The sequence below is a fragment of the Bacillus cereus group sp. N6 genome, assembly GCF_016483705.1.
GTDB classification, from domain to species: domain Bacteria; phylum Bacillota; class Bacilli; order Bacillales; family Bacillaceae_G; genus Bacillus_A; species Bacillus_A wiedmannii.
In genome coordinates, this window is record NZ_JAEHBI010000021.1 from 59,101 (window position 1) to 76,317 (window position 17,217).

Sequence of the window (17,217 nt, forward strand, 5' to 3'; positions counted from 1 at the left end):
TTTGTGTATAATAAAGTAAAAATCAAACGATTTTAGTAAAATATAAATTACCTAATGGAATATATATGTTACAATAAAGGCAGAGGAGGAACATGAATGGCTGTAAGTAAAATAAAAGTCGCGCGTGTTCAGTTAGATTTAACACAGCAACAATTAGCAGAAAAAGTAGGCGTTACAAGGCAAACGATTAGTTTAATTGAGAAGGGGAAATACAACCCGTCTTTAGATTTATGTTTGAAAATTTGTTATGCGGTAGACAAAACATTGAATGATTTATTTTGGGAGGAAGAGGAGTGAGGATTGTGAAAGATGAACGTTTAATGATTGAGGGGCTAAAACATATTAGACTCGTTTTCATCTTACAAAATATCGTCATACTAGGTATCGTTTTTTATCGCTACGTTTTGCAAGGTGCAGGATATGAAAGTGTTTCGGATTTATTAATGGTATTTATGGGCGGGATCGTAGTCATTAACTTCTTAAATTTAAAACATTCTGTAGAGGCATATGAGCATACAGGTGGAGTATCACGCAGCTATTTTATGAAATTATTATTTATTCCAGTAGGTATTGTTATTGGAATTTTAGCTATTTGTATTATTGTAACACCAGATATTGCTATAAAGGAAATTAGTATGACAGGACTTATTATGTTTGCTTGTTTTTTAGTTCCTAGTTTGTTTATATACATATATATGAGAAAAATAAAAAGTGAAGATTGAAATATAAGAAAAGCTTTCTCATATTGCGGAAAGCTTTTCTTATATTCTTTTATACAGTACTTTATGAAGGCCAATCGGTTCAATTTCAAAGATTTCACCATGTTCCTGAAAGCCTAAGCGCTTGTAATAGTCAGCTACAGTAATTCGGCCATTACACCATAATATATTTGCTTTACGTTCTTGCAAGACTTGCTCCGCCTTCTGAATTAAGGAACTTCCAGCACGTTTGTTTCGAAATTCAGGTAATGTGGCCATTCCTCGTAGACGATAATGAACACCTGCTAGTAAGTCAGGGTATATCTCTTTTGAGAAGGAAGCGATACTAATTAGTTCATCGTTTATAAATGCGCCTAAGTGAAAGGTGTCTGTTTCATAGTCGGAAGAGTATTTACAATCTGCTAATGTTTGATTCGGGCGTAAAATTTTTTGACGTAATACGTAAGTTTCAGATCCCTCAATATTTTTCACGGTAATCATATTAACATCCTTTCTTATAAGGCGTTTTCTGTTAGTTGTATAAAGAAATAGGCAGGTGCGGCGAAAAGTCCGAGTATGCTAGCAATTCCGAGAAGGAGTGAAAGTAAGAGGCAAGAGTATTTTATTCCATTCGATTTTTTCCATCCGTAACTACAAATTTCAATGCTAACACCGATGAGAATAATGGCAACGAGTATTTCCGCCAATAATAAAAGAGCTAAAGTTACAATAGACATAATGTGATCCATCCTCATAATATGTGATAGTAACATTTTACCATATGGAATGGAAAAAAATGCCCCTCAATTATGTAAGGGGCATTTTTTATTCTAATATGTTTTTCAACGTATCAATATGTTCTTTTGAACCTGTGACAAGCAATGTATCACCATGTTGTAGTCTCGTATCACCATGCGGGATTAATGCTTTATTACCGCGGTAAATTTGAATGACGAGTACATCCCCTAAAAACGGAAGGCGACGTAGTGCAACACCGTTATATGTATTGCTACGTAGTTCAACTTCACGAACTGTTTCATTTGCTGTTGTAATTAAGCGAACGAGACTCGGTTTATCAATTAGTGCACGTAACAGAATACGTGTAGAGTTAATTGTTGAGAATACGGCGATATGTTCTTGCGTTGCTTTTTCTTGTAGAAGTGGATCTTCTACACTTGCAATAACATGTTCAACACCTAGATCTTTTGCGTGTTCCGCCAATAATAAGTTTTGTTCATCATCACTTGTTGCAACAACAACGCGGTCTGCGTTAAATGCTGTTTGTTCAGTTAATGAAGCGATTGTGATGTCATCTAATTTTACGATAGGGAAGTCATGTGATTTCGCTTCCTCATCATTTATTTTATTTTGACGCATCATATAAAGTGTTACGTCATAATCTTCTCGTTTTAAATCAAGTGATAACGGAAGGGTAATTCTGCTCGCACCAATAATAGAAACTTTTGGTTTTGGTGTTTCTACTTTTGGGAACATCTTTTTAAATAATATAGGTGCAAAAATACAAGTAATAACTGCGCTTAAAATAAGGGAAGCAGATAAACTCGGACTGATGATTCCTAGTTTTTCACCAATTTGTGCAGCTGCAATAACTAAAGAAAGTGTCGATGTTAATAAGATGGCACTTCCTAGTACGATATTACGTGGATACCATTTTCGTAAGACGAGTGATGGTAACAGTTTTGAGATAAAGAGTCCTACAATTAAAATTGGGATCATTAGCATGCTAGAAGGTTCTTTAAAAATAGACCAAACTTCTAGATTCACACCAACCATTACGAAGAAAATAGGGATGAAGAAACCGTAGCCGATGGAATCCAGTTTTTCAATCATATCTTCATTTGGTGATAATAACGATACGAGTACCCCTGCTAAGAAGGCACCTAAAATATTTTCAGCTCCAACAGATTCAGATAACCCAACTAATATTAAGATGAGTGCAAAAACAGCTCGTGTATCAATTTGTACACTACCAGCTTTTAAGCTATCTAAGTATGGAATGTTTTTAAAGCGTTTTGCAACGAAGTAAATAACAATACCAGCGCCGAATAGAAGAAGAAGGAGCCACATGCTTTGGCCGCTTTCGGAATTTAATCCGACGAATACAGCGAGTAAAATCATTGTAACTAAATCTGCAATAACAGCGACTAATAAAATGATTTGTCCGATTGCCGTTTTTCCTAAGTTATTTTCTTTTAATGTTGGTACAACAACACCTAAAGAAATAGTTGAAATAATTAAAGTCATAAACATTGCATTATCCACGAATCCTAGCCATACGAACAGTAATGATAGGGCATAAGATAAGATGAAAATAAATAAGAAGATAATGCTTGCTGCTTGGAATGTGTTTGGTTCGTTTGTCGTATTCTTTTTCCCTTTTTGTTTAAAGATAGAAAAATCAATTTCTAAACCGCTTAAGAACATTAAGAAGATAAATCCTAGTGTCGATAAGACTTGAAGCCACATATCTGGCTCAATAATATTAAACCCACTTTTACCTACAAAGATTCCTGCGATGATTTCTGCAACAACGACAGGAAGTGCTTTCAATTTAAAGCGTTGTAACAAAAGGGGAACTAGAAACGCGATTGCAACGACAACCATAAGTGATAGAACAGAAGTATGATGTTCCATTGCGTTCTCTCCCTTCAAATAAATATAGTACCTATTTAGCCATATAATAGGTAGAAAAGCAACGCATATGGATTCGATTTCATAAAGAAAGAGTTTTCTTAAAATTTGTCATAATAAGTATATTTTTCATGATTCTGTTGTTAATTCCGTAATGTGGATGTAATAGGGGAGGGTATAAAGTGAAGGCTTTTACGGGCAGATCCCCCTGGGGTCTTACTGCTCGTTAATGAGGAATAAAAAAAGACTGCTGAGGAATCTCAGCAGTCTTTTTCATGCACATTACATTGAGAAGAAGATCCATACAGTTAAGCCAACTGTTGCAGTTGCAACGAAGAAACTGTATATCATTGTAAGGATTTGAACTCTTCCTTCTCCTTCTTTTAAATGCATGAACATAATTAATTGTAACAACGCTTGCGCAACAGCCATTACGATAATAGTTGTTAAGATCGTTGAAAGTGGCAAGTTTGTATAAAGTGCCACGTATAACGCTAGAAACGTTAGTGCAAGCGATAAAATAAATCCGAAAACGTGTGACCAAGGGAATCCGCTATGCGCATGCCCGTTTGCTTGGTTGTTATTTTGATCCATTTACGCCACCATCCCGTTCAAGTAAACTAGTGTGTAAATAAATACCCAAACTAGATCAAGGAAATGCCAATATAAGCTGATAATGAATACTTTACGCGCTGTAACTGGTGTTAAACCTCGTTTTAAAATTTGGATAATAACACAAGTTGCCCAAATGATACCGCCTGTTACGTGGGCACCATGTGTTCCAAGAAGAACGAAGAATGCAGATAGGAAAGCACTTGTTTGAATTGTTGCGCCTTCACCGATGTACATAATGAACTCTTCGATTTCAAAGAATAGGAAACCTGCACCTAAAAGTAATGTAAGGATGAACCATCCAAGCATTGCTTTTTGGTTGTGCTTACGCATTTCGTGAATTACGATACCACATGTGAAACTACTTGTTAAAAGTAGTAATGTTTGAATTAAAAGCGTTTTAAGTTCAAACAGTTGCGCTGGAGTTGGGCCATCAGCCGTACGACCAGCAAGTACTAGATAAGAGGCGAAAAGTGTTGCGAACAGCATAATTTCAGCCCCAAGAAAAATCCAAAATCCTAGGATATTCAATCTGCTTTGCTCGGATTGATATTCCAAAGGTAAGCTTTTATCTAAAGCCGCCATATCATTTCACCTCTCATGCTATATGTTCTGTTTCTTTAATTTCATCAACGCTTACGTAGTAGCCATCATCATAATCGAACGAACGATAGATTAAGCAAGCTAAAATACCAACGCCGCCGATTGCTGCAAGCCAGAACCAGCTAAATACTAATGCGAAACCTGCAAGACCGAAGAATAAAGACGCAATAATAGGCACGCCAGAGTTACTTGGCATGTGAATTGGTTTTAAATCTTCTGCTGCTGGTGTAACTGTTTCTCCGCGTTTTTTCATGTACCAGAAAGCATCAGCTTCTTTGATTTCAGGAAGTTTCGCGAAGTTGTAATGTTGTACAGGAGATTGAGTTGCCCATTCAAGTGTACGGCCATCCCATGGATCTCCAGTTGTGTCACGTTCACCGTGACGAGCACTCCAAATTACGTTGTAACAAAGAATTAGGAAACCAATACCCATCATTACCGCACCAACAGATGCAATTTGGTTTAGCCATCCCCATCCAAGACTTTCAGAGTAAGTGTACATACGACGAGTCATACCGTCTAAACCTAAGAAGTACATTGGGAAGAAACAGATATTGAATCCGCTCATAAAGATCCAGAATGTCCATTTACCTAGGCGTTCGTTTAACATATGACCAGTCATTTTTGGATACCAGAATGTGAATCCAGCAAGCATAGCGAATACTGTACCTGCGATTAATACGTAGTGGAAGTGAGCAATTAGGAAGTAGCTGTTATGGTACTGATAATCAGCTGCTGCCATACCAAGCATAACCCCTGTAACCCCACCGACTACGAAGTTTGGAATAAATGCCAATGACCAAAGCATTGGAACTGTAAAACGAATACGTCCTTTATACAGTGTAAACAACCAGTTAAAGATCTTAACCCCGGTTGGAATCGAAATCGCCATTGTCGAAATCGAGAAGAATGAGTTAACCGCTGGACCTGCACCCATCGTGAAGAAGTGATGAAGCCATACGACGAAACTTAGTAAAGAAATTGCAACCATTGAGTATACCATCGCACTGTAACCGAATAGACGTTTACGTGAGAATGTACTAATGATTTCAGAGAAAATACCGAATGCCGGTAAAATAACGATATATACTTCAGGGTGACCCCATACCCAGAATAGGTTGGCCCATAACATTGGCATACCGCCGCTCGCCATCGTAAAGAAGTGAGCATCGAATAGACGGTCAAATGTCATTAATGCAAGAGCAACTGTTAATACTGGGAAAGCGAAAATAATGATAACTGTTGTAATTAAGATTGACCAAGTAAACATTGGCATTCTCATTAAAGTCATACCAGGTGTACGCATTTTTAAGATAGTAACAAGGAAGTTAATACCGGTCATTAGCGTACCGAGACCTGAAATCTGTAATGCAATTGCGTAGTAGTTATTTCCTACACCAGAAGTAAACTCTGTACCTGCCATTGGGAAGTAAGAAGTCCACCCAGCGTCTGGAGAACCACCGATTACGAAAGCGATGTTGAATAACATTGCTCCGACGAAGAATAACCAGAAACTTAAAGCATTTAAGAACGGATATGCAACGTCACGAGCACCAATTTGTAATGGTACTACAAGGTTCATTAATCCCATAACGAATGGCATCGCCATGAAAAGAATCATAACTGTACCGTGTGTTGTGAAGATTCCGTTATAGTGTTCAGCATTTAAATAAGTTGTTTCTGGGAATGTTAACTGTGCACGGATCATTAAACCGTCCATACCACCACGGAATAACATGATAACCGCAGAGATAATATACATGGCCCCAATCTTTTTATGGTCAACAGTTGTTAACCATTCGTCCCAAAGCCATTTCCATTTTTTATACTTTGTTAGTACGAAAATGATTGCTAATGTCACAAGAACGATAGAAGCGTCTGCACCGTAAATAATCGGGTCACCTGTGACAAAGAATTCATCAAGCTTCACTGTGTTCACTCCAATCTGTTGGAATAATAGCTATTATTTTTTGTTTTTGTAGTAGTTGTAATCACAATATTCAAGTGATTTTGGATCTACATAACTTAAGTGGTGACTAGAGAATGTCATACGACCAACTACACCAGGTTTAACAATTTCGTTGTACTTATCTTCTGTTAGTTTAGGAGCAGTTTGTTGTACTTCTTTAACCCACTTGTCATATTTCTCTTTAGTTTTTGCTTCAACTTCGAACTCCATATGTGTGAATCCTTCACCAGAGAAGTTCGCACTACGGCCTAGGTAAGAACCAGGCTTATCAGCTTGTAAATAAAGATCCATAATCATGCCATCCATAGTGTACTTCATACCACCAAGTTCTGGTACCCAGAAAGCATTCATTGGACCGACAGAAGTCAGTTTGAATTGAATTGGTACACCAGCTGGGATGTTTAAATAGTTAACGGTTTCAATTTTTTCCTCTGGGTAACTGAATAACCATTTCCAGTTTGCAGATGTAACATAAATCTCAACTGGTTTAATATGTTTGGACTCTGCCGGGACCTCTTCCGAAGCATACGTTGCTTTTACTGTTGGAATCGATAATGCGATAACGATAATAACAGGAACAAGCGTCCAAATAATTTCTAATAATGTGTTACCGTGTTGTTCAGGTGGCTCGTAGTCCATATTCTCTGGTTTTTCACGATAACGAATCAAGATGACTGTAAACAAGATGAATACAATTGCGATAATTAATGACATAAGCAAGAATGACCAAACAATTAAATCATACTGTGCTTTTGCAACAGGTCCTTGCGGATTTAATACTGCGAGTTTCTTATCACAGCCGCCGAGGAACAGAAGTAATGATAACGGAAGAAGCGAAGCCAGCTTCCAAAACGTTTTCTTTAGTTGCACGATTGAAAATCTCCTTTCTCCTTGGATTGAAACTATGCCAATAAAACAATATAAACCTATTAATTTATAGATGGCAATAGTTTTTGTGATATTGTTAAAAAATAGACACAAATGCACACTTTTTAAGGTGAATATCATTTGTAACTTGATAACATTGTAAACTATTTTCCAGTGAAAAACGTGATTGTGGAAATTTTAAGATAAATAAAGTTATACCAAGATATCCAAGAAATAGAAAAAAGCTATCTTATGATAAGAAAGATAGCTGAATATTTTGTATATTTAGTTTACTTCTTTTTTTAGATTTATTTGTTGTTCAAATGTGACAACTTTTTTATATTTTAATTGGTATAAAATGTAACAAAAAATCATAAATGGAATACCACAATAAAGAGCAATTCTCTGATCTGGAATGAAAGCTAAACTAACAAATGTAATGAAATTGAGTGAGAATGCTACGATTGGAACGATTGGATAAAGCGGTGTGCGATATTTTAAATCATTAATGTCCCCGCCGTTTTTTAAGAAATTTCTACGGAAGAAAAACTGTGAAGCTGCGATTGACATCCAAACTACGACAGCGGCCATAGCTGCAATAGATGTTAAAACTAAAAAGACAGTATCTGCCGCAAATATACTTGTTAATAGAGACAAACTTGCAAAAATTAGACTGAAAATTAATGCGTTTAGTGGCACTCCTTTTTTAGTTAACTTCGTAAAAGCTGGACTTGCCATTCCTTGTTTTGCCATCGCCCAAAGCATACGAGAATTTGCGTATAGACCAGAGTTGGCTACGGATAATACTGCTGTAATAATAACAAAGTTCATAATGTCAGCTGCATATGGAACACCAGCCACATCAAATACAAGTACAAATGGACTTTCGACTAGATTAGCCTCTTGCCATGGGAGTAAACCTACAACAACTGATATTGCTAGGACGAAGAAGAAGAGAGTTCGCCAAATGGTATTTTTAATCGCTTTTGGAATTGTTTTCTCAGGGTTTTCACTTTCTCCTGAAGCAATTCCGATTAATTCTGTTCCTTGGAAGGAGTAATTTACTGTAATCATCGTAAGAAGAACAGCTAATGCACCGTTTGGAAATAATCCGCCATTTTCAGTGAAATTGTGAAGCATTGGCGCTGGTTTTCCATTAAAGTCTAGTAGACCGAACATAACTGCACCACCGAGTACGATGAAAATAACAATGGTTGCGACTTTTACACTTGCGAACCAAAATTCTGCTTCTGCATATGCTTTTGCTGATAATGCGTTTACAAGAAATAGTGCTGCTGCAAATGTAACACACCAAATCCACGAAGAAACGTCTGGAAACCAACGTTTCATTAAAATACTTACAGTTGTTAACTCTACCCCAACTGTAACAGCCCAATTTAACCAATACATCCAACCGACAACAAATCCAAAACCAGGTGAAATAAATTTGCTTGCATAGCTTTGGAATGAACCTGCTTCTGGCATAGCAACTGATAATTCACCAAGACATAACATCGTTAAATACATAACAAATCCACCGACTAAAAATGCAAGAATAGCACCACCAGGACCGGCGTTATGGACGATTTGACCAGATCCCATAAATAGGCCAGTTCCGATAACACCACCAAGTGCAATCATAAATAGGTGTCTACTTTTCATTGTTCGTTTTAAATCTGTTTGTTCTACTTGTTGATTCATATGCCCCTCACCCCGTTATTTTCTTGTATGTATGAATTGATTTTCATTCCGAGTTTTTAATCATTAGTGGGGGATGTGACACATACTCGGCTTATTTATTATGAAATGAATGGAGTATGTAAAATGCGAACTATGACTAAATACTCTAAGAATGTTTTTATTAACAAGGTGATATCTTCACTATGTTAATTATTTTGATTTTAGCAAAAATATTCAGAAAAGTATATTGTTTTTTCTTTTTATTAAAAATAATTAGAATTTTATAACGATGGAAGTGTGAACAATAATTCATAGAATCTTTCTAGCAAACTAGTAAGAAGAAAGGTACAATGATAAGAGGTATGTCTGTAAAATAATAATTAATGGAGTTTTGTTTAAAATGAAAAAGTTAAAATATCTTTTTGTTTTTGGAATTATATTTGCTGCCGCGTTTTTTATAGGGAAAGATAAAATTATACAAAAGGCGCAAGTGTTCCGTTTAGAGTTTTTATCTGAAATGAAAGAAGCGACTATGATTGAAAATGTTCCGTTTATAAAGCAGTTACCAGAATTACCTCGTGGATGTGAAGTTACAAGTTTGGCTATGTTGCTACAATACAAAGGTATACAAGTAGATAAGATGCAACTTGCTAGCGAAATTCATCGTGTTCCATTTGAACAAAATGATTTACGTGGAAATCCTTATGAGGGGTTCGTTGGAAATATTTATACGAAGGCAGAGCCAGGATATGGTGTATATAATCCACCCATTTTTAATTTAGCAGAAAAATATGCTCCTGAAAAAGTAGTTAATTTAACAGGTAGAGACGTGCAAGATATGTATAAAGTAGTTAGTTCCGGTTCGCCAGTATGGGTCATTATTAATACAACGTTTAAGCCACTAGCCGAGAGTAGTTTTGAAACATGGAATACAAGCTCTGGCGAAGTGAAAATTACATATTATGAACATAGTGTAGTAATAGTTGGGTATGATCAAAACTTTGTATATGTAAATGATCCACTTAAAAATAATCCGCGTTTTGCTGTTCCGCGAGCAGAGTTTGAGAAAGCTTGGGAGCAAATGGGGAAACAAGCGATTACTATTTTATAATACTGAAAAAGTCATCTTTTTGATGGCTTTTTATTTTTGGATTATTATAACGGAAAATTCAGAAGATTCTTTTAAAAATTAACGATTCACGCTATAATAACATTTAACTTGGTGAAGAAGGGGCGAAGAGAAATGGATGTTGCAAAGGAACTGGTTTTATCTAAAAATCAATTAATTGAGTGGAGAAGGCATTTTCATAAGTATCCAGAGTTATCTTTTCAAGAAGAAAAAACATCACAGTTTGTATTCGATATACTTCAAAAAATCCCATATTTAGAAGTGTCAAGACCTACTAAATATAGTGTAATGGCAAGGTTAATTGGTAAGCAACCTGGTAAAACCATCGCGGTTCGTGCTGACATGGACGCGCTTCCTATTCATGAAGAAAATGAGTTTGATTTTATTTCTACATATCCAGGTGTGATGCATGCATGTGGCCATGATGGACATATAGCGATATTACTTGGGGTCGTACATAAGTTAGTAGAAGAAAGAGAGAAGATTAAAGGAGAGATTCGTTTTCTCTTCCAACATGCAGAAGAAAACTTTCCTGGCGGCGCAGAGGAAATGGTTGCAGCGGGTGTAATGGAATGTGTGGATTATATTATTGGTGCTCACCTTTGGGCATCGTTAGAGGTTGGTAAAATAGGTGTAATTTATGGTCCTGCAATGGCAGCCCCAGATGTTTTTAAAATTACGATAGAAGGAAAAGGTGGACATGCTGGAATCCCTCATGAAACGGTTGATAGCATTGCAATCGGTACACAAGTTGTTTCGCAACTTCAGCACATTGTATCTCGCCTCACGAATCCATTAGATCCCCTTGTAGTATCTGTTACGCAATTTCATGCTGGGACAACCCATAATGTGATCCCAGAACAAGCGGAGATTGAAGGGACAGTGCGGAGTTTAAGACATGAGTTGCGAGAAGAAACAGAGAAAAGGATTGAACGAATTGTGAAGCATGTGACGGAATCTTACGGGGCGAAATATACATTTTCTTATGAATATGGATATCGACCAGTAGTAAATGATTATGAAGTTACAGAGATTATTGAGCAAACAGCATTACAGCTTTATGGAAGAGAGCAAGTTACTCGTTTACAGCCGACGATGGCTGGAGAAGATTTTTCAGCGTTTTTACAAAAGGCGCCAGGTACATTCTTTTTTATCGGAGCGGGAAATAACGAGAAAGGAATTATATATCCTCACCATCATCCTCGTTTTACGATTGATGAAGATGCATTACCGATTGGCGTGGAAGTCTTTGTATCATCCATTATGAATTTTATAAGTAAAGGAGAATGAGATGAAGAAAATACACGTATTAGCGCTTATTCCAGTTTTTTGTTTAGTTATTGGACCTGTATTTGCTAATTCAGTTACTCCTTACGTATTAGGGATGCCATTTTTATTGTTTTGGGTATTATTATCGGTGCTCATTACGTCTCTTTGTATGGGACTTGTGTACGTATTTGATCCTGCTAATAAGGGGGATGTAAAATGATCGCATTACTTATCATTATATTATTTTTGTTTCTTGCACTATTTTTAGGAATTCGGGCACAACATGGAAAAGATATGAATTTAGAGCAATGGTCAGTTGGTGGAAGAGGATTTGGCACTATTTTTGTTTTTCTTCTTATGGCAGGTGAAATTTATACGACGTTTACATTTTTAGGCGGAAGTGGATGGGCGTATAGTAAAGGAGCACCTACTTTCTATATTTTAGGTTATGGTGCACTAGCTTATATTTTATCTTACTTTTTATTGCCGCCAGTTTGGAAGTATGCGAAAGAGCATAATCTTGTTTCGCAGCCAGATTTTTTTGTGAAGAAATATAAGAGTCAGACACTTGGCATTATCGTTTCTGTCATTGGGGTTATTTCGATTATTCCATACCTTGTTTTACAGTTAAAAGGATTAGGAATTATCGTTTCGGAAGCATCTTACGGAAGGGTATCACCGGTTATTGCAGTGTGGATTGGTGCAATTGTTATAACGATATATGTAATGGTTTCAGGTATACACGGCTCTGCTTGGACAGCAGCTTTGAAGGATATTATGATACTGTTTATCGTTATGTTTTTAGGTATATATTTACCGTACCATTATTACGGGGGATTTCAGCCGATGTTTGAAGCGGTAGAAGCAGCGAAACCAGGATTTTTATCTTTACCTGATGAAGGGATGAGCATTTCTTGGTTTGTTTCTACTATTGTATTAACAGCTCTCGGTTTCTATATGTGGCCCCATACATTTGCTTCTGCTTTCTCTGCAAAAAATGAAAAAGTATTTAGGAAAAATGCGGCGATCATGCCCCTTTATTCTTTAGTATTGCTTTTCGTATTCTTTGCAGGTTTTGCTGCTATACTGCAAGTTCCAGGGTTAAAGGGAGGGGATGTAGACCTTTCGTTATTCCGTCTCGCTCTTCAAACATTTGATCCATGGTTTATTGGGATTATTGGTAGTGCAGGAGTATTAACAGCATTAGTTCCGGGTTCCATGCTTGTTATGGCGGCGTCTACTTTATTAGCAAAAAACATTTACCGAACAATGGTCCCATCTGCTTCAGATAGACAAGTTGCTAAAGTGGCAAAATTATTTGTACCTGTAGTAACACTTGTTGCAGTATTGTTTACATTTAAAGGAGGAGAAACGATAGGGGCTCTTCTTTTAATGGGATACAGTATAGTGACACAACTTTTCCCTGCACTTGTATGTAGTTTGTTTCCACGTCAAGTTATTACGAAGCAAGGGGCAATTGCAGGAATGGGGATTGGGTTGTTAGTGGTCGCATATATTACTTTATCTGGTTCAACTATAGCTACGATGTTTCCAGCTTTCCCTCAATATATAAAAGATTTAAATGTAGGTATAGTCGCATTGTTAATGAATATGATTGTGATGTTTATCGTTAGCGGGTTCACGAGAAATGTGTCTATAAAGACAGACAATATAATAGTAGAAAAGTAATCCGTGTGCTAGAGCTATCTTTGAAAAGAGATGGCTCTTTTTTGTATATATTTTCTTCTATTAGCGGAATCTAACTAAAAACTTGTTGAAAAGGAAGTTAGGTGGGGGAATTGTTAGAGTTAAAAGGTAACTTATTTGAAGTTATGAAAGAAATTAGGGATGAGTTAGGTTCGCCTAATGATTTAACAATTAGGGAAGTTGCCCTTGCTGGTAGTTTTACACGTTGTGCTGTTATTTTTTTATGCGGGTTAACAGATAAGGATAATGTTTATAAATATGTAGTTCGTACACTTCAATATGAAGAAGTACAAAAAGAAGAAGCTGTTGTTCAAACGTTATTGGATCGCTTTATTTCTATTGCAGAAGTTGGTAAGAAGACAACGTTTCCGGATATTATAAATGCGATTTTAGCGGGAGATACAGTTATATTAATTGATAATATTCCAACCGCTATCGTGATTAATAGTAGAGCGTGGGAAAAAAGAAGTTTAGAACCGCCGGTAACAGAAGATTTAATCCGTGGACCGAGGATTGGGTTAAATGAAGATATTAACGTGAATAAAATGTTAATTCGCCGTACTTTACGTGACCCGAAGCTGAGGTTTCAATCTTATATTATGGGGAAGAGATCCCAAAAAGAAGTGACGTTAGTATATATAGAAGACATTATTAACCCTTACATTGTAAAAGAGTTAGATCGGCGTCTTCAATCAATAGAGACAGATGTCGTTTTTGAGACGGGTACGATTGAGCAATTAATTCAAGATAATAATTTGTCACCGTTCCCGCAGTTTTTGAATACGGAAAGACCTGATAATATTGTGGCCTCATTAGCGAAAGGAAAGGCAGCTATTTTGGTGGATGGATCACCGTTTGCCCTTATAGCTCCGCTAGTATTTGTTGATATTTTTCAATCTGTGGAAGATCACTATGAGCGTTGGGTAATTGGGACTTTATTAAGAATTTTGCGGATGGGTTCGGGTATTGCAGCTGTTTTATTACCTGCCATGTACGTAGCGCTTGTATCGTATCATCAAGGGCTTATTCCATCTAAATTAGCTTATTCTATTGCGGGAGCGAGAGAAGGGGTGCCATTTCCGGCATATATAGAAACGTTAATGATGGCATTAACGATGGAGTTAATACGAGAAGCGGGAATTAGGTTGCCGAAACCGATGGGGCAAACAATTGGGATTGTAGGTGGTCTTGTAATCGGAGAAGCAGCGGTGAACGCAGGAATTGTAAATCCGTTTTTAGTTATCATTATTGCGGTTACAGCTATTGCTACATTTTCACTGCCTGTATATAGTATTACGATTACGTTTCGGATTTTACTTTTTGTCTTTGTGTTAGCAGCGACTGCTTTTGGTTTGTATGGAATTATTTTAGCGCTTATTGCACTTGCAGTTCATATTACGAATTTGAAGAGTGTTGGTGTCCCATATACAACGCCTATTGCTCCTGCATTTTATAAAGATTGGAAAGAAGAACTTATTCGTATGCCAAAATCGATGTTGAAAGAGAGACCGGAATATTTACAAACGAAAGACGCTACATTACGTCCAAAGGAGCGAGAGTAATTGAAACCATTTGAGTATGGCGATGAAGAGATTGGATCTCGGGAAATTGGGTTTGCGGTATCTTCAACAATTATTGGTATAGGAGCATTATCTATGCCAAGAGATATCGCTAACCAAACTTTATTTTCAGACGGTTGGATTACTTTGCTTTTGGGTGGATTGATATGTGCAGTTTTAGGCTGGTTTGTAACGAGGGTGGCTATTTTATTTCCAAAGCAAAACTTTGTCCAATATACAAGTGCGCATTTGACGAAGCCTGTTGCATACACAATTAGTAGCATTTTAGTAGTAACGTTTGCTGCTTTGACAGCATATGAGTCACGAATGATTGCAATTATTTCACAAACGTATTTATTTAGTGATACACCAATACAGCTACTCTCTTTCTTCTTCTTATTAGTTGTTATTTATGGAGTAGCAGGATCGAGAGCGGCTTTAGTAAGGTTAAATGTTCTATTCTTACCTATCGTGTTCATTGCGATAGTGTTGCTTTCTTTATTGAATATAAATTTAATGGAAATAAACAATTTACTACCAGCTTTTCAAACGAACGCAAGTCAATATGCTGTAGGAGTTAAAAACTCTATTTTCACATTTATCGGATTTGAGGTAGCTCTGTTTTATGCTGTGATGTTGAACGATAAGACAGCGAAAAAAGCGCCAATGGCAGTTGCAAAAGCAGTGATGGTAAATGTGCTGTCATACATTTTAATTTATGTAACTTGTATTAGCGTTTTTTCGTATATGACAACCCGTGGATTGACGTATCCAACAATTGAATTGGGTAAAGAAATTGAAATTGGTGGAGGTTTTTTAGAAAGATTTGATGCCATTTTTTTTACTACTTGGATTATTACTGTTTATAACACTACAGCAATGTATTATGACGTCGCATCTTTATTGTTTTGTGCTATGTTTCCGAAAGTGAAGAAACATATTTTTATTTTCGTAAGTGCTCCTATTATTTTTATGATGAATATGATACCGAGTAATTTAGATTCATTATCACATTACGGAACTTATTTAGCTTGGATAGATATGGGATTTGTTGTGTTAGCGCCTTTGCTCGTTTTAATTGTATATAAAATAAAAAGAAGGAATGGTGGAAATGAAACACCTTCTTAAAATCATAATGGTTATGGTTTTAGCTGGATCTATTAGTGGGTGCTCTGAGCTAGAAGAAATAGAAGAAAGGGGATTTGTAGTAGGTGCAGCCTATGATATTGTGAAAAAAAAGAAATCAAATCCAATTATGAAAGGGACGTATCAGATGGTACTTCCCAGTAAGTTAGCGCAGCAAGGTGGCCAAAGCGGTCGAGATAGTGAGAATTATATTAATGTTAGTGCGAAAGCAGATAGTGTCTTTGAGCAAATACGAATTATCTCTAAAAAAATTAGTCGCTCATTATTCTTTCCGCACATACAAGTGATAATTTTTTCTAAAGATTTATTAGCGAATCCATATGTTTTACAAAATACGTTAGATGTATATATTCGTGATCACGAGATGAGAAGAAATATTCGTTTGTTCGTTTCTAAGAAAAATGCAGAAGCTATTTTAAAGCAGAGTGCCAAGCCTGAGAACTTACCGGCGCAGTATATTGATATGTTAGCTGAGCATCCTCCGAAAAATGCTCAAATGATTGAAGCTGCAAGAATTGGTGAGGTACAGCAAAAAATGATTGCTAACCGAAGTTTCGTATTACCTATTCTAGAACTAACAAAGCAGGGGGTACAAATGAACGGGGCAGCGTTGTTTCGTGGAAAAGATAATAAGTGTGTAGGCAGTTTGAATGGAGAAGAAACATTAGGAATGAATTATGTAATAGGTAAAAAAATTGGAGGGTTCTTTACTATCCGTAAACAAGGTCAGCTTGTTACATACGAAATTCATAAGATGCGCCGAAAGATTAAAGTATCTACGGAAAATGCTACAAAACCGAAGTTTGATATCCATTTATCTTTGGAAGGGACTTTAGCAGAGTTACATTTTAGTGATCATAAACAAATTATGAATGAAAAGGGATTAAAGAAAACCATTGCGGAAGAAATGGAGAAGCGTATCCAAAAATCGATTAAGCTTGTTCAAAAAAAATATAAGGTAGATGTATTAGCGTTAGGAGAAGTATATAAGCGGCATAATTATAAAGAATGGAAGAAGATAGATAAGAATTGGGATCAAGGTGAAAATTACTTTAGTAATGCGGAGGTTACTGTTCATGTTCACCCGACAATTGAGCATTCAGGTTCCGCCTTACCGAAAAGAGTGAAATAAGGTGATGTAAGTTGTTTACTGGATTAGGGATTAGTTGCACGATATTAATGGCAGTTCTTCCGGGAGCCATATACTTTATTCATAAGAAACTCACAACGTATGGAGCACAGCCTTGGAATACTGATGCACAAAAAAAGAAACCTGAATGATTTCAGGTTTCTTTCGCGCAAAGCAAATGTGAAGGGGGATACCTT

18 protein-coding genes are annotated in these 17,217 nt (G+C 36.5%); 10 read left to right on the forward strand and 8 right to left on the reverse strand.

The genetic code is table 11. The annotated features are described in order from the left end of the window. The first annotated feature begins 96 nt into the window (after positions 1 to 96). A complete protein-coding gene (locus tag JDS99_RS16215; RefSeq protein ID WP_000301181.1) occupies positions 97 to 297 on the forward strand; it encodes a helix-turn-helix transcriptional regulator in 201 nt (66 codons plus the stop codon). Then, a complete protein-coding gene (locus JDS99_RS16220) occupies positions 294 to 722 on the forward strand; it encodes a hypothetical protein (RefSeq protein ID WP_088608991.1) in 429 nt (142 codons plus the stop codon). Before JDS99_RS16215 ends, JDS99_RS16220 begins: the two co-directional genes overlap by 4 nt. 39 nt (positions 723 to 761) lie before the next feature. Here JDS99_RS16220 and JDS99_RS16225 read toward each other — a convergent pair whose 3' ends face one another. The 8 genes from JDS99_RS16225 to JDS99_RS16260 all read right to left on the reverse strand — a co-directional run bounded on the left by JDS99_RS16225 (position 762) and on the right by JDS99_RS16260 (position 9,102). Next, positions 762 to 1,199, reverse strand: coding sequence for a GNAT family N-acetyltransferase (locus tag JDS99_RS16225; RefSeq protein WP_000633772.1), 438 nt, complete (start codon positions 1,197 to 1,199; stop codon positions 762 to 764). A 14-nt stretch (positions 1,200 to 1,213) separates the two neighbouring features. Then, positions 1,214 to 1,471, reverse strand: a complete 258-nt coding sequence (locus JDS99_RS16230) for a DUF4022 family protein (protein WP_141542836.1) — start codon at positions 1,469 to 1,471, stop codon at positions 1,214 to 1,216. Positions 1,472 to 1,523: 52 nt separating this feature from the next. Next, positions 1,524 to 3,353: a monovalent cation:proton antiporter family protein gene (locus JDS99_RS16235; protein ID WP_199695358.1), complete on the reverse strand. Its 1,830-nt coding sequence runs from the start codon at positions 3,351 to 3,353 to the stop codon at positions 1,524 to 1,526. Positions 3,354 to 3,632: 279 nt separating this feature from the next. Beyond that, positions 3,633 to 3,944 (reverse strand): cytochrome aa3 quinol oxidase subunit IV, encoded by a 312-nt coding sequence (gene qoxD, locus JDS99_RS16240; RefSeq protein WP_000372611.1) that lies wholly within the window; start codon positions 3,942 to 3,944, stop codon positions 3,633 to 3,635. Then, positions 3,945 to 4,547, reverse strand: a complete 603-nt coding sequence (gene qoxC, locus JDS99_RS16245) for a cytochrome aa3 quinol oxidase subunit III (RefSeq protein ID WP_000729314.1) — start codon at positions 4,545 to 4,547, stop codon at positions 3,945 to 3,947. It abuts the gene before it with no gap. Between the two features lie 13 nt (positions 4,548 to 4,560). Beyond that, positions 4,561 to 6,495 carry a cytochrome aa3 quinol oxidase subunit I gene (gene qoxB / locus JDS99_RS16250; RefSeq protein WP_048562936.1) on the reverse strand — a complete coding sequence of 645 codons (1,935 nt, stop codon included), beginning with the start codon at positions 6,493 to 6,495 and terminating at the stop codon, positions 4,561 to 4,563. 33 nt (positions 6,496 to 6,528) lie between these two features. Next, the gene (locus JDS99_RS16255; protein ID WP_046957295.1) at positions 6,529 to 7,404 is read right to left on the reverse strand and encodes a cytochrome aa3 quinol oxidase subunit II; all 876 of its coding nucleotides are present in this window, start codon (positions 7,402 to 7,404) and stop codon (positions 6,529 to 6,531) included. A gap of 282 nt (positions 7,405 to 7,686) precedes the next feature. Beyond that, the gene (locus tag JDS99_RS16260; RefSeq protein ID WP_001076072.1) at positions 7,687 to 9,102 is read right to left on the reverse strand and encodes an amino acid permease; all 1,416 of its coding nucleotides are present in this window, start codon (positions 9,100 to 9,102) and stop codon (positions 7,687 to 7,689) included. A 379-nt stretch (positions 9,103 to 9,481) separates the two neighbouring features. On the opposite strand from JDS99_RS16260, the gene JDS99_RS16265 reads away from it, so the two are divergent. The 8 genes from JDS99_RS16265 to JDS99_RS16300 all read left to right on the forward strand — a co-directional run bounded on the left by JDS99_RS16265 (position 9,482) and on the right by JDS99_RS16300 (position 17,172). Continuing rightward, on the forward strand, positions 9,482 to 10,192 hold the full coding sequence (locus tag JDS99_RS16265) for a C39 family peptidase (RefSeq protein WP_098133817.1): 711 nt from the start codon (positions 9,482 to 9,484) through the stop codon (positions 10,190 to 10,192). 132 nt (positions 10,193 to 10,324) lie between these two features. Further along, entirely contained in the window at positions 10,325 to 11,500 is a 1,176-nt protein-coding gene (locus tag JDS99_RS16270; protein ID WP_088061931.1) for an amidohydrolase, read from the forward strand. A gap of 1 nt (position 11,501) precedes the next feature. After that, positions 11,502 to 11,699: a DUF3311 domain-containing protein gene (locus JDS99_RS16275; RefSeq protein WP_087983279.1), complete on the forward strand. Its 198-nt coding sequence runs from the start codon at positions 11,502 to 11,504 to the stop codon at positions 11,697 to 11,699. Continuing rightward, entirely contained in the window at positions 11,696 to 13,168 is a 1,473-nt protein-coding gene (locus tag JDS99_RS16280) for a sodium:solute symporter family protein (protein ID WP_088061933.1), read from the forward strand. Before JDS99_RS16275 ends, JDS99_RS16280 begins: the two co-directional genes overlap by 4 nt. 101 nt (positions 13,169 to 13,269) lie before the next feature. After that, the gene (gene gerLA, locus JDS99_RS16285) at positions 13,270 to 14,748 is read left to right on the forward strand and encodes a spore germination protein GerLA (protein ID WP_199695359.1); all 1,479 of its coding nucleotides are present in this window, start codon (positions 13,270 to 13,272) and stop codon (positions 14,746 to 14,748) included. Beyond that, entirely contained in the window at positions 14,749 to 15,873 is a 1,125-nt protein-coding gene (gerLB, locus tag JDS99_RS16290) for a spore germination protein GerLB (RefSeq protein ID WP_199695360.1), read from the forward strand. After that, positions 15,857 to 17,023, forward strand: a complete 1,167-nt coding sequence (locus JDS99_RS16295) for a Ger(x)C family spore germination protein (RefSeq protein WP_199695361.1) — start codon at positions 15,857 to 15,859, stop codon at positions 17,021 to 17,023. The genes gerLB and JDS99_RS16295 overlap by 17 nt, the downstream gene beginning before the upstream one ends. A gap of 11 nt (positions 17,024 to 17,034) precedes the next feature. Beyond that, complete coding sequence (locus JDS99_RS16300; protein WP_000493989.1) at positions 17,035 to 17,172, forward strand: hypothetical protein; 138 nt, start codon at positions 17,035 to 17,037, stop codon at positions 17,170 to 17,172. Positions 17,173 to 17,217 lie beyond the last annotated feature (45 nt).

What these genes read in the sequence shown, in the direction of transcription:
- JDS99_RS16270 (WP_088061931.1), top strand. Translation starts at nt 10,325, where the DNA reads ATGGATGTTGCAAAGGAACTGGTTTTATCTAAAAATCAATTAATTGAG.
- JDS99_RS16265 (WP_098133817.1), top strand. Translation starts at nt 9,482, where the DNA reads ATGAAAAAGTTAAAATATCTTTTTGTTTTTGGAATTATATTTGCTGCC.
- JDS99_RS16280 (WP_088061933.1), top strand. Translation starts at nt 11,696, where the DNA reads ATGATCGCATTACTTATCATTATATTATTTTTGTTTCTTGCACTATTT.
- qoxC (WP_000729314.1), bottom strand. Translation starts at nt 4,547, where the DNA reads ATGGCGGCTTTAGATAAAAGCTTACCTTTGGAATATCAATCCGAGCAA.
- qoxD (WP_000372611.1), bottom strand. Translation starts at nt 3,944, where the DNA reads ATGGATCAAAATAACAACCAAGCAAACGGGCATGCGCATAGCGGATTC.
- JDS99_RS16275 (WP_087983279.1), top strand. Translation starts at nt 11,502, where the DNA reads ATGAAGAAAATACACGTATTAGCGCTTATTCCAGTTTTTTGTTTAGTT.
- JDS99_RS16215 (WP_000301181.1), top strand. Translation starts at nt 97, where the DNA reads ATGGCTGTAAGTAAAATAAAAGTCGCGCGTGTTCAGTTAGATTTAACA.
- JDS99_RS16260 (WP_001076072.1), bottom strand. Translation starts at nt 9,102, where the DNA reads ATGAATCAACAAGTAGAACAAACAGATTTAAAACGAACAATGAAAAGT.
- JDS99_RS16225 (WP_000633772.1), bottom strand. Translation starts at nt 1,199, where the DNA reads ATGATTACCGTGAAAAATATTGAGGGATCTGAAACTTACGTATTACGT.
- JDS99_RS16235 (WP_199695358.1), bottom strand. Translation starts at nt 3,353, where the DNA reads ATGGAACATCATACTTCTGTTCTATCACTTATGGTTGTCGTTGCAATC.
- JDS99_RS16295 (WP_199695361.1), top strand. Translation starts at nt 15,857, where the DNA reads ATGAAACACCTTCTTAAAATCATAATGGTTATGGTTTTAGCTGGATCT.
- JDS99_RS16230 (WP_141542836.1), bottom strand. Translation starts at nt 1,471, where the DNA reads ATGTTACTATCACATATTATGAGGATGGATCACATTATGTCTATTGTA.